Annotated in this window: 10 protein-coding genes; 4 read left to right on the top strand and 6 right to left on the bottom strand. The window is 71.8% G+C overall.

The annotated features are described in order from the left end of the window. Positions 1-523: 523 nt before the first annotated feature. On the top strand, positions 524-1,630 hold the full coding sequence (locus ABWI04_RS19205; protein WP_353833280.1) for a hypothetical protein: 1,107 nt from the start codon (positions 524-526) through the stop codon (positions 1,628-1,630). A 186-nt stretch (positions 1,631-1,816) separates the two neighbouring features. Continuing rightward, a complete protein-coding gene (locus ABWI04_RS19210; protein ID WP_345183399.1) occupies positions 1,817-2,038 on the top strand; it encodes a DUF397 domain-containing protein in 222 nt (73 codons plus the stop codon). 99 nt (positions 2,039-2,137) lie between these two features. Here the strand turns inward: ABWI04_RS19210 and ABWI04_RS19215 are convergent, their stop codons facing one another. The 5 genes from ABWI04_RS19215 to ABWI04_RS19235 form a co-directional block, all read right to left on the bottom strand. Next, positions 2,138-3,976, bottom strand: a complete 1,839-nt coding sequence (locus tag ABWI04_RS19215; RefSeq protein WP_353833281.1) for an ATP-binding cassette domain-containing protein — start codon at positions 3,974-3,976, stop codon at positions 2,138-2,140. Further along, on the bottom strand, positions 3,973-4,908 hold the full coding sequence (locus ABWI04_RS19220) for a Nif11-like leader peptide family natural product precursor (protein WP_353833282.1): 936 nt from the start codon (positions 4,906-4,908) through the stop codon (positions 3,973-3,975). Before ABWI04_RS19220 ends, ABWI04_RS19215 begins: the two co-directional genes overlap by 4 nt. A 15-nt stretch (positions 4,909-4,923) precedes the next feature. Continuing rightward, positions 4,924-8,118, bottom strand: a complete 3,195-nt coding sequence (locus ABWI04_RS19225) for a type 2 lanthipeptide synthetase LanM family protein (protein WP_353833283.1) — start codon at positions 8,116-8,118, stop codon at positions 4,924-4,926. Positions 8,119-8,225: 107 nt separating this feature from the next. Continuing rightward, a complete protein-coding gene (locus ABWI04_RS19230; protein WP_185028960.1) occupies positions 8,226-8,465 on the bottom strand; it encodes a cinnamycin family lantibiotic in 240 nt (79 codons plus the stop codon). 24 nt (positions 8,466-8,489) lie between these two features. Further along, positions 8,490-8,861: a DurN family substrate-assisted peptide maturase gene (locus ABWI04_RS19235; protein WP_353833284.1), complete on the bottom strand. Its 372-nt coding sequence runs from the start codon at positions 8,859-8,861 to the stop codon at positions 8,490-8,492. A 579-nt stretch (positions 8,862-9,440) separates the two neighbouring features. Here ABWI04_RS19235 and ABWI04_RS19240 point away from each other — a divergent pair. After that, the gene (locus ABWI04_RS19240; RefSeq protein WP_353833285.1) at positions 9,441-9,929 is read left to right on the top strand and encodes a DUF2231 domain-containing protein; all 489 of its coding nucleotides are present in this window, start codon (positions 9,441-9,443) and stop codon (positions 9,927-9,929) included. Here ABWI04_RS19240 and ABWI04_RS19245 read toward each other — a convergent pair. Further along, positions 9,917-10,984, bottom strand: coding sequence for a glycerophosphodiester phosphodiesterase family protein (locus ABWI04_RS19245; RefSeq protein WP_345183380.1), 1,068 nt, complete (start codon positions 10,982-10,984; stop codon positions 9,917-9,919). The genes ABWI04_RS19240 and ABWI04_RS19245 overlap by 13 nt on opposite strands. A gap of 289 nt (positions 10,985-11,273) precedes the next feature. On the opposite strand from ABWI04_RS19245, the gene ABWI04_RS19250 reads away from it, so the two are divergent. Beyond that, on the top strand, positions 11,274-12,337 hold a 1,064-nt coding region (locus ABWI04_RS19250; protein WP_353833286.1), incomplete at its 3' end, for a serine/threonine-protein kinase.

A 12,337-nucleotide genomic window follows, 5' to 3' on the forward strand; every position in this document is an offset into this window, starting at 1 on the left:
CTGTTTCGGAGGTGTGCCGGTCGGAGGGCTTCCCCCTCCGGCCCGCCCCGGATCGTCCGTATGCCCATGCATTGGCATTCGCAATTTGTGATGCACAAATCTGCTATCTCGACGTACTTCAGATTCGTCACCCGGTATGCGTCACCTGACACGATTGAACAAATCTGAACGCGTGCGAACTTGTTTGTTTTCGCAGGTCATTCGGGTGTGATGTTTAGTTTGGTGTAGGCGTTCCGACATGCACCACTTCGTCCGAGTTGAGATGCGGGTGAGATGTGCTGCTTGTCGGTCGCGCGGTCTATGCTCCCGATACCGAGGCGGATCAATGCCCGTGGTGAACCGGATGTCGGCGCCACCGGCCCGCTCTTCGGAAATCACGCTCGGCCACCGACGAAGACAAGGATGTGTAATGGAGCTCATCCAGCCAACGCTCGCGAGTTCGGCACGGGCCCCGCGGAATCCGGCAGGGGCAAGGCCGGCGGGAGGTCGATGACGGACGCGCCGGTTCACACCCGACCTGCTCATGAGCCGCTTGCTACGGGCGCCGGGCAAGAGCCCTCGCGATGTCGAGGCGTTCCTGGCGGAGACCCATCCCGGCGCGGACGCCCACACCCGGCTGCACGCTCTGATCTGCTGCGTCTACCACGCTCCCCTCTTCGAGGGGCGGGGCAGCAGGCAGACGGTCGCCGGCAAGGCGGCGGCGCGAGGCGTCACCTCCGCCAAGCTCCGCCAGATCGTCGCCGGTGACCTCACCGGCATCACGTGGTCGGCGCTGGAGGCCGTCCTGACGGCGTGCGGTGCCTTCCAGGCCGACATCGCGGTCGCCCAGGAGTTGTTCAACCAGGTCCAGACCGCCGATCCGCACACGATCCCGCCGGCCAAGGCCGCGCCCCTGGTCGATCCGCTGGACGACTGGGCCCCCGTCCAGCCTCCTCGCCGGCCCCGTTCCTCCCGCACCGAACCGGTCGGCCCGCCACCGTGGGCCTGGCCGGAGGAGAACCCCCGGCCGGACACCCCGGCCGAAGCGGTGCCGAGCGGACCGGCCCCCGCCGGGACATCCGTCCCCACGTCCGATCCAGCGCAGGACACGGCGCCCGACGCAGAGAGCACAGGTACCGGGAGCACGGGCTCCGCAGGCGCGAGTGCCGGGTCGTCGGTGCGATGCGGTCCGGACGTGCCGGGGTGCATCGCCGCCGCCGGAGGCACGACCGCAGGCGGCGCGGACGTCGAATGCCAGGACGCGACCGAGGCGGCGACCCCGGCGGCGCAGGCCCCCGTCTCTTCGGCGGGAACCGCGAAGGCCGATCACGCAGAGATAGAGGTCGACCCGTGGACGGCCGGTGACCCCGGCGGGTTCGTGGCGTTGATGCGGAAGTTCCGCCTGCTCAAGGGCGAGCGGCCCTACCGCGAGATGGCCAAGGTCTGCGCCCGGCATCCGGCGGTGCCGCGGCCCTACGCGTTCGCCAGCTTCTGCACCATCGGCAAGAACGGGAAGCTGCCGCGTCACGACCTGGTCCGCGCCTACATCGCCGGGGCCGGAGGCACCGACGCCGAGATCGACCAATGGCTCAAGGCCCACGCCCGGCTGGCGATCCGGCCGGGCGGCGCCTCCTCCGCGGACGAGGCGTGACCGGCCGTTCGCCAGTCCCGAGATAGACGGGAGCCTTCTCGCGCCCACAAGCGCAGCGAGAAGGCCCCGCCCGGATCGCCGCCTCGTCGCACCGAGGCGACGGCTCCTTTTCATCGAGAAACCCACCGCATGCCAGAAAGGCAGGTTCTCTTCATGCCCACCCTAATCCCGCGACTCCGCGAACCAATGACCACCGTCGGACACTTCGCTCCACCGCCGGTCTGGCGTAAGAGCAGCCGCTCGTTGGGCGGCACCGACTGCGTCGAGACCGCGCGTCTGGACTCGATCGGCCACACGGTCGGGATCCGCGACAGCAAGGACCCGTCCGGCCCGCACATCGCCATCACCTCTGCCCGGTGGCGGCTTCTGGCCGAGCAGATCAAGCAAGGCCGGCACGACATTCCCTAGAACGACACCACCTGGCTTTCCACCGGGTCCCTACGCCCGGCCCCGGTGGAAAGCCGTCGGGCGAAGCGCGCACCGCGGCTCGCCCGCCGGAAAGGGAGGTCAGGGGAGGCGGGTGAAGCGGTGGGCGGCGTGGAGGAGGGCCGCGGTCGTCAGGGCGGCCATCAGGGCGCATTCGAGGACGAGCGGCGGATGCCAGGAGCCCAGGGCCAGGGGGCGGAACAGGTGGTGCGGGGCGTCCGGCAGGTAGGCGGTGATGGTGCGGCGCATCACGTCGACGGCGTAGGTGAGCGGGTTCGCGAGCGCCAGGCCCTTCATCCAGACGGGCATCGCGCTCAGCGGGAAGAACGCGCCGGACAGGAACACCATCGGGGCCATGATCACGGTCAGGACGGTCCCGAAGGTCTGCGGTCGGCGGAGGATGGTGGACAGCAGGACGCTCAGGACGGTCATGGCCAGCGAGACCAGGACCAGTTCGCCCAGCAGGAGGGCGATCAGGACGCCGTCGAGCGGGACGCCGACCGGGGCGGCGGCGGCCAGGAGGATGGCGGCCTGGCAGGTGGCCACCGTGGTCCCTCCCAGGCACTTGCCGACCAGGAGCGACGCGCGGCTGACCGGGCCCGCGAGCATCTCGCGCAGGAAGCCGCCCTGCCGGTCCCACATGATCGAGGTGCCGGTGGCGAGCGCGGGCCCCTGCGCGGCCGTCACCAGCGCGCCCGAGAAGAGGAAGAGCTGGTAGGCGTCGCCGCTCGGGCCGGGCATCAGGTTCGACAGGCCGGTGCCGAGGACGAACAGGAAGATCAGCGGCTGGACCAGGGAGAGGGCGGCTCCGACGCGGTCGCGCCGGAAGTGCAGCATCTCGCGCCGCCACACCATCCCCAGGGCGCGCAGCTCGGCGCGGAGCCCGCCCCTGCCCGGCTCGGCCGCCGACGGGACCCGCATCGGGCGGGCGGACGGCTCCGGCGGGGCCTCGTCGCGGATCCGGTGCCCGGTGTGGTGCAGGAAGACGTCGTCCAGGCTGGGCGGGGTGACCCGCGCCTCGTACACGGGGACGTCGAGCTCGGTGAGCAGCCGCGGCAGCACCCGGGCGCCGTCGGGGACCTGGAGGCGCAGCCCGTGGCGGTCGCGGGTCACGTCCAGGCCGAGGCGCTCGGCGATCAGCGCCGCCGCGGCCGCGTCGTCGCCGGTGCGCAGCTGCACCCGGTCGGCGCCCAGCACCGACTTCAGCTCGGCGGGGCTGCCCTGCGCGACGATCCGGCCCGCGTCGATGATCGCGATGCGGTCGCACTGCTCGGCCTCTTCGAGGTGGTGGGTCGTCAGGAAGAGGGTGACGGACTCGGTCTCGCACACGTGCCGCAGGTGGCGCCAGACCTGGGCGCGGGCGTTCGGGTCCAGCCCGATCGTCGGCTCGTCCAGGAAGAGGATCTGCGGGCGGTGCAGCAGCGCGCGGGCGATCTCCAGGCGGCGGCGCATGCCGCCGGAGAAGGTGTGCACGGCGCGGTCGCGGCAGTCGGTCAGCCCGACCAGGGCGAGCGTTTCCTCGATGCGCGCCGCCACCTGCCCGGGCGGGACGTTGTACAGGTCGGCGTGGAACCGCAGGTTCTCGGCCGCGGTCAGCTGGACGTCCAGGGTCGACTCCTGGAAGATCAGCCCGATCCGGCGGCGCGCCGCGGCGGCGTCCGTCCGCGTGTCGTGGCCGGCGATCTCGATCCGGCCGGACGTGGGCACCGCCAGCGTGCACAGCATCGCGATCGTGGTGGTCTTGCCCGCCCCGTTGGGTCCGAGGAAGCCGAAGCTCTCGCCGGGAGGGATCGTCAGGTCGAGCCCGGCCACCGCCTCGACGCCGGGGTACCGCTTGCGCAGCCCGACCGCCCGGATCGCGGGCGTCGCCGCGGCGGGTGCGGCCGCGCCGGGCGCGGCGGTGGCGGGACGCGCCGTCACGACCGGCCCGCGATGGCGTCGAGCCAGGTGTCGGGGACGTGGCAGCCGAAGCTCCACCGGTGCCGGGGCGTCGGGTTGACGATGCAGTGCCAGAACAGGCGCTCCGGGTCCTGCTCCACCTTGAAGAACCGCGCCAGCCGGGGACGTTCCCGCAGGGTGACCAGCTCGGCGGTCTCCGGGTGCTGGTAGCGGAAGAACGAGGTGTGCTCGGCGTCGGGGAAGGGCTCGTCGAAGTCGATCAGGTACATGCGCCAGCCCGGCTGGTCCTCGTTGGTGTGCCACAGCCGGTAGCTGGACGGCGGGTACCACAGGTTGCCGGACAGCCTGACCTCGCCGCCGAAGACCTTCTCCAGCGCGTCCACCAGCCGGATCTTGGCCGCGTAGTAGTCCTCGTAGTCCGCGTGGTCGGTGTGGGAGTCCAGGTTGACGAGGTGGAAGTCGCGCCGGCGCCGGGTGTCCAGCGCGGCGCGCCACCGCCGGTACTCCGGGCTGTTCGGGGCCAGGGAGGTGGAGCGCAGGTCGTCCGCGCTGAACTCGGCGTCGAACTCCGCGAGGTCGACCGTGGACGGCTTGATCTTCAGCGCGGGCAGCACGTCGAGCACGGCGTCGAACCCGGGAAGGTCGGCCATGTCGTACTCGTAGTGGTAGAACGCGGTCGCTTCCGCGATGGGCGCCGCCGTGGCGGGCGCCGCCTCCGATCCGGCCGCGCCGGGCTTCGGGCCGGCCGTCTTCTCGGACGCCGCCTCGGGCGCGGCCTCGGAGAAGTCCGGCGAGGACGACGCCGCCGCGAGGTCCCGGGCGTCGAACAGGTAGCCGTGCGCCCGGCCGAGGCGGACCATCTCCGCGACCGCGGTCATGGCCTTCATCTGCTGCCTGATCCCGGTGTCGTGGACGGCGAACCGCAGGAACGCCGCGCAGGATTCGACGGACATAGGTCAGTTCACTCCTCAGATCGACGCGGGCGGGGGGTCCAGCAGGAGCGCCGAGGGGACCCGCTCCGGATGGGCCAGCCGCAGGAAGTGCATTCCGAACCCGGACATGCCGAGCATCAGCCCGGGGAAGAACCCGGTGGCGGACGCGGGCGGGGCGTCCTCCAGGTTGCGCCACTGCGCCTGCACCTGGACGTTGGCCTCCAGGCGGAACGCGGGCTCGTCCGCCAGCAGGGCGAACCGCAGGAACAGCTCGGCGTTGCCGGACCGGCCATGGCACAGCGAGTCGTTCATGAGGCGGGGGAAGTTGCGCATCGTCGCCGTCAGCGCGCTCCTCGCCTCGGTGAGCACCGCGTCGTCGTCCTTGCCGAGCGCCGCCCAGCTCTGGATGCGGCTCAGCCCGATGCCCGCCGCGCCGTTGCACCAGGCGTTGGCGTAGTGGCGTCCCTCCCAGAGCATTCCGCCGGGGAACTCGCGCAGGTCGTACCAGTCCTGCGCGCTCTGGTCGAAGTGGAGCGCCTCGTAGGCGAAGGCGCGCCGCCCCGCCGAGACGTACTCGGCCCGGTCCGTGAGCCGGCCCAGCGTGATCAGCGCCCAGCCGACACCGCCGGCGCCGTGGGACAGCCCGGTCAGGTTGGCCCCGGCGGCGCCGAGGTCGGAGCCGGGCCAGGACAGGGTGTCGCCCTCGGCCTCCGCGCGGCGCAGCAGATGCGCGGCGCAGTGGTGCGCCTGCTCCAGGCCCCGCCCGTCCGCCACGCCGGCCAGGCCGATCAGCACCGGGATGAGTCCGGCCGCGCCGTGGAAGACGTCCAGGTGGTGGTCCCCGTCGATGCGCCCGGCCAGCTCGTCGCTGAGTTCGAGGGCGTGGTCGAGCAGGGGGCGCTCGCCCCACAGGCGGTACAGGTGCGTGAGGACGTAGATCATGCCGCCGAGGCCGGTGAAGGCCCCGATGCGCCGCCGCTCCCAGGCGGCGACGGCGTGGTCGAGCGCCCGCCGCGCCGCCGCGCGGAACTCGGGCCGCGGGTCGAGGGCGTCGAGGTAGGCGAGGAACAGCGCGATGCCGCCCGAGCCGTTGTAGAGGTCGCCCTCGATGTCGACCTCGTCCCGCCCGTCGGGAGTGATCACGAAGGACGTCCAGGGGGCGGGGGCGCCCGGCTCGCGGAGCATCGCGCAGAGCTGCTCCCCGAGCGCGGCCGCGCGCCCGACGCACGTCTCGGCGAAGTCGGCGCTGGTGACGTCGCCACCGGACAGCCCGGCGGCGATGTACTGGCGCTGCTGGGCGCGGTTCCGCGTGGACAGGCCCCTGATCCGCGAAGCGGCGTGGTCGAGCGGGCTCGTCTCCAGGTCCGCGCCGACCGCGGACGCGTGGTCGTGGACGAGCCCGGTGCTCCCCGCCTCGACGCTGAACAGCGGGACGTCCCGGCGCCACATCGACGCGACCTCCCAGTCGGGGAGGGCCGCGTCCTGGTCCCACTTGCGCGGGAAGGTGCGCACGGTCTCGATCAGCAGGTCGGCCTCCAGCGGCTCCAGCAGGCAGCGGGGGTGCAGGGCGGCCGCGAGCAGCTGCGAGTAGACCTGGGTGCTCCAGTTGACGAAGCGCACGCCCGAGCCGGAGAAGAGCTCGCGGACGCAGTCGGTCGCCTCGTCGGGCCGCCGCCGGAACCACTCGTAGACCTGGTCGAACCCGGACCCGATGGCGTCGACGAAGTCCTCGGCGTGCGTCAGCTCGTCCCCGACGAAGATCCGGTTCGAGGCCCCCGGGTCGACCCGCACCCCTTCGCGGTAGCTGACGGACGAGGCGAACGACACGGCGCGGTCGACCTGCGGCACCGGCATCGGCATCTCGTAACCGCCGCCGCCGGTGTACCCGCTGATCCGCATCTCGCCCTCGGGCGCCGCGCCGCTCCTCGGCCACTCGATCAGGCCGGTCCTGAAGACCGAGTCCATCAGGGTCCCGGACGGGCGCGGCCACCCCTTGGGCAGCGCCCCGAGCACCGTCTCGCAGTCGCAGATGAAGGCGTGGCCGTCCGCGACGAGGACGTTCTCGAAGTGCAGGTCGCCGCCGCCCAGCACGTAGAAGATCGCCAGGTAGCCGCCGAGTTCGGCGTAGACGCGCTCGGCCTCCTCCCGGGTGGCGACCCGGTTGCGCCCCGGCGGGATCAGCGCCTCGAAGCCGTAGCCGTCCTTCGGGAGCACGGGCCGCTCGGCGTAGTCGAGGACGCCGTCGTCGCGCAGCCGCGCCAGCAGCCCCTGGAACCCGGCCTCGCCCTCAAGGCCGCGGGGCTTGTAGACCACGGACTCGTGCGCGCCGTCCGCGAGCTCGACCTCGACGATCGCGACGCTGCGGCCCCCGGCGTGGTGGTCGGAGCGGCCGAGCCGCGCGGTGCGCACGGCCGCGACGGGCCGCCCGAAGAACGCCTCGGACAGCTCGGCGGCGCCGTCGCGAAGCCTGCCGATCATCTGGGCGCCGTGCTCGGCGAGCTGCCCGGTCGTCTGGGCGAGCCAGCGGCCCAGCAGGGGGAACTCCAGGTAGAAGCGGTGGTAGGCGGCGGCGTCGGCGAACGTCTTGTCGAGGTAGGCGAGGTAGTCGTCGCGGGTGGCGGTCGCCGGGTCGATCCCGTGCAGCCGGCAGTGCACCTTCGCGTCGGTCTCGACCGCCCAGGCCAGCGCCAGCTCGAACCGGTCGAGCAGGTAACCCTGGAAGTCGGCCACCAGCCGGGAGTCGACGCGGACCGCGGACGGGCCGGCGTCGATCGCCCGGGTCAGGCGGTGGCCGAGCTCCACCAGGAAGGGCTCGCAGGCGGTGGCGAGCCGGCCGTGGTAGACGTCGTCCGCGCGCCAGTCCGCCGCCGCGAACGCCTCGTCGCCGGGGTCGAACCCCTCCAGCGTCTCCCGGTAGACGGGGAGCCAGCCCTGGTGCAGGTCGGCCAGCATCCGGCCCAGCGGGCTCCCGGGGTCGGCGAGACCGAGTTCGTGCGCGCGGTAGGCCCGCAGGTTCTCGCGCAGCGACTCCTCGGTGTGGCGCTCCGGTCGCGGGCTGGTCTCGGCGCCGAACTTGGCGGCCAGCTTGGCGGCCAGCCGGTCGATCCTCCAGGCGTCGAAGGCCTCCAGCGGCTCCGCGCCGGACGGCGGGCCGAGGGCGGACACGATCCGGATCCGCTCGGACAGGTTCGCGGCCCGGGCCGCGAGGTCCACGGGAAAGGTCGGCTTCACTCGGGCGGGCTCCTCGCCTGGGAAAGTTCGGGGTGATGGGCCGATGGCTTCGGCCCATCGGTGCTTCCGCGAGCCCGGCGCTACGGCCGGGCGCTAACGCCGAGGCGTTACTTGGTGCTTCCGTCGCACGCGAAGGTGAACGGCCCCGAGCTGCACGTGGACGCGCAGGCGTAGGCGTCGACGGCGGCGACGCCCTCGGTCCAGTAGCCCAGCGAGGCGGTGTCCGGCTGCGCGACGGCGGCGGGGACGGCGGCGGCGGGCACCCCGAACCGTCCCGCTCCGGCGAGCAGTTCCGTGCGGATGTCGGCGTCGGCGGCGGCGTGCCGCAGAATCGTGCTGGGTGACATTTCTTCCTCCTGGTTCGTTGCTGTTCACTCGACCGTTCGAGGCGCCAGCCTGATGCCGAGTCGGCGCTCGGCCTCCTGGAACTCCTCGACGGCGATGTCCATGCTCGGCTTGTCGTTCTGCCAGTCGATCAACTCCCTTTCCTCGGGGGAAATGCCGACCCGAGTCCAGAAGAACTCGAGCCAGGTCTTGGTGGCCTGCGGGTGGAGGTCGCGGATCGGCTCGACACCGTCCGGGAACTCCTCGTTGCGGACGTCGAGCGCGAGCCTGAGCATCTCGCGCGCCTTTCCGTCCGGGGGCAGCACCGAGCACAGGACCATCAGGAACTGGATCTGGCGGACGGTCTCGATGCCCTTGTGCTTCGTCAGGTCGCTGGGCGGCTTCGGGCTAGACCTCACGGCTCACCCTCCTTGCGTTCTCGGCCGCCGGACGCGCAATTCTTCGGTGCCATTCGGGCGGCCCGCGGGACGGACATCAGGAAAACTCTGTGTGCGCATTCCTTTACGCAGAGTGACCATAACAAGGGGGTGCGGGACAGGTCAATGGCGAGAAAGTCGGCCGCGCCGATCCGCCGATACCGGGAGAACGGGCCAATTCGACGGCCGTTTAGAGGCTTCCAGCCCGCTATGCGAGTACTTCACCTGACCGCCGCGGTCAGGTTTCAGTTCCCCGGGGAGACCCTTCCACTTCCCGGCCTCGGCCCGCCGGGGGAGTCTCGCGGCGACCCTCCGCCGCCGGGCCGCGCCCCCGGACGGCGGGCGGCGCATCGCCCGAATGGTGCGCGCCTAGTTGCTCGGATCCGGTGTGCATCCGCGCTTTCGAGGAAGAAAACCCTGTTCGTCCCGGCCGATATCCCGAGCTTCCGAAAAGGCCTGGAACGGTCCCTATGAAAACCTTCTGAAAGATCCGGTGAAGGTAGTGGTGCGACCACCCCTCGGATACGGTCGGCCGATCAACAGTTACCCGAAAGGCTGACCGTGCCGGACACCATCTGGGGCCTGCCCGTCCACCCGCTCATCGTCCATCTTGTGGTCTTTCTGGTTCCGCTGACCGTGTTGGCCGCCCTGGCGGTGGCGCTTTGGCCCAAGGCGCGGCGACCGGGGGCTCCCTGGGTTCTCGGCCTGGCCACCATCGCCCTGATAACGATCCCCATGGCCACCGACAGCGGCGAACACCTGGAGGAGCAAGTCCCCCGCTCTTCCCTGGTGGAAGAGCACGCGGAACTGGGAGACACCCTGCTGCCGCTGGTGGCCACGCTCTGGGTGGCGCTCGCCGTCATCGTCGCCATCGGTTTCCACGTCCGGCGGAAGACGGAACGACCGCCGAACTGGACCAAGGCGGTGACCCTTGTGGCCGTGGTCATCGCGGTCGGCGCGGCGGTCGTCTCGGGCGTGCAGGTGGTCCGGATCGGGCACAGCGGCGCGAAGGCCGTCTGGAGCGATGTGGGCAAGGGTCAGGGCGACTGATACGCCTTGGGCAGCCGCATGCCGCGCTCGGCCATGATCCGGCGTACGCGGTCGGGGTAGTCGGTGATGACGCCGTCCACGCCCATGTCCATCAGGGCCTCGACGGTGGCGGGGTCGTCGCAGGTCCACGGGATGACCTTCAGGCCCCGGGCGTGGGCCCGCGACACCATCGCGCGGTCGGGGTAGAAGCGGAACCCGGGGTCGCCGACCTGGCCGTTCTGCGGGAACCCGTAGTTGGGCGACAGGGCGGTGACCCCCCTGACGGCGGCGGCGGCCCTCACGAAGTCGCCCCCGTAGTCGTCGACGTCGAGGCCGCCCAGCCAGGGAGAGGCGCCGGGCCGGCCGACCTGGAGGAAGTCGTAGTTCGTCAGCGCCACCAGCGGCCATCTCGGCGCGAGCCGGTGCATGCGCTCCAAAGCGCCCCAGTCGAAGGACTGGATGGTGACCTGCCGCTCGATCCCTGACGCGCGGATCTCCTCGAAGACCCGGCGGACGAACAACTCGCGCGGCGCGGTCTGGTCGGGCGCCCCCGCCTCGACCTTGGTCTCGATGTTGAGCTTGACCTGCTTGGCGCGGTAGCGCTTGACCAGGTCCAGCACGTCCTTGAGCTCGACCATCCGGAAGCCGTGGACGACCTCCTGCTCGGGGAAGCCGGGCAACTGCCGGTATCCGCAGTCCATCGTCCTTATCTGGGCCAGTGTCAGATCCTTGATGTACTTGCCGACGTAGGGGTACATCGGGTCGCCGGGGGCGACCGGACCGGTGTCGCGGCATTTCTGGGCGCTGATCTGCCGGTCGTGGTTGACGACGACCTTCTGGTCCTTCGTGACGTGGGTGTCGAGCTCCAAGGTGCTGACCCCCAGGCGCATCGCCTTGCCGAACCCTTCCAGCGACTCCTCCGTCGTCATGCCGAGGCCGCCACGGTGGGCCTGTAGATCGAACTGGGTCTTCTGAGGAAGTACCCCGGGGCCTCCGGCGGTCGCCGCGCGGGCGGGCGCCGGCGCGGCGACCGCGGACGCGAGGGCCAGGCTCGTCAGGACAAGGCGCACGGACATCGAGACCTCCGCTCCGTCGTGCTCCGATCAACTCCCGCGACGCTAGACCGGGGCCCGGCACCCGTGGTTGACGTGGCGTGATGGCCTCATGAACTCGCGAAGGACACGAGCCGGATCACCCTCCATGCCGAACGCGTCGCCCGCCCGACCGGACGCCCCGGCCGGAAGGAATCCGCTCGGCGTGCCGTAGGGGCGTCGCTCAGCGAAACCGCGAAGCCCACCTCTGCGATTTGGATAGGTTTGCCTTTTGCCCGAGACGTGATCGTCAGTACCCAGAAAGGTGCGCCCTGTGCAGGAGCAGCCGAGGCGGACGCGACTGCCCAGCGGTGGCGAGCCGCTCCGGCCCGGCGACCCGCCGGCCATCGGGGAGTACGAGGTGGTCGGACGGCTGGGGGAGGGCGGCATGGGTGCCGTCTACCTGGCCCGGGACGGCGGCGGGCGACACGTCGCGATCAAGGTGATCCGCGCGGAGCTGGCGGCCGACGAGGGATTCCGGGCCCGGTTCCGCGACGAGGTGCGCAACGCCCGCCGGGTGGCCTCGTTCTGCACGGCGAAGGTGCTGGACCACGGTGAGGAGGCCGGGCGGCCCTACCTGGTCACCGAGTACGTGGACGGCACCCCGCTGGACGCCTACATGGAGACCGGAGGGGCGCTGCCGGACGGCACCCTGAACGGCGTCGCGGTGGGGGTGGCCGCGGCGCTGACCGCGATCCACGCCGCCGGGCTGATCCACCGTGACCTCAAGCCGCCCAACGTGATCCTGTCGGTGTCGGGCCCGCGGGTGATCGACTTCGGTATCGCCAAGGCCGCCGACGCGCCCTCAGGGCACACGCTGGCGGGGTTCGTCGTCGGCACGCCGGGGTGGATGGCGCCCGAGCAGGTGATGCTCGGCGAGGTGTCCACGGCCGCCGACGTCTTCGCGTGGGGCTGCCTGGTGGCCTTCGCCGGGACCGGACGCCACCCGCACGGCACGGGCACGGTCATGACGATGGCGGCCCGCGCCGAGAACGGCGAGCACGACCTGACCGGCCTGGCCGAGCCGCTGCGGACGCTCGTCGAGCGGGCCCTGAACCCCGACCCGGCGCGCCGTCCGGAGGCGCAGGAGCTGCTGCTCGAACTGGTCTCCGGCGCTTCGCCCGGGGCGGCCTCGCCCAGCGCGGCCCAGGCCGCGGTCGACGCCGCGCTGACCCGGAACTGGCAGGCCGACGCGCTGCCCCCGCCCTGGATCCCGCCGTCCCCGCCGCAGGGCGTGCAGCCCCGGACCCGGGTCTACGAGCCCGCCCCGCCGCCGCCGGTTCCGGCGCAGCCGGGGCCGATGCCGCCGCCGCCCGCGGCGCCGTGGACGCAGCCTCC

Source organism: Actinomadura sp. NPDC000929 (genome assembly GCF_040492065.1).
Lineage (GTDB): Bacteria > Actinomycetota > Actinomycetes > Streptosporangiales > Streptosporangiaceae > Spirillospora > Spirillospora verrucosospora.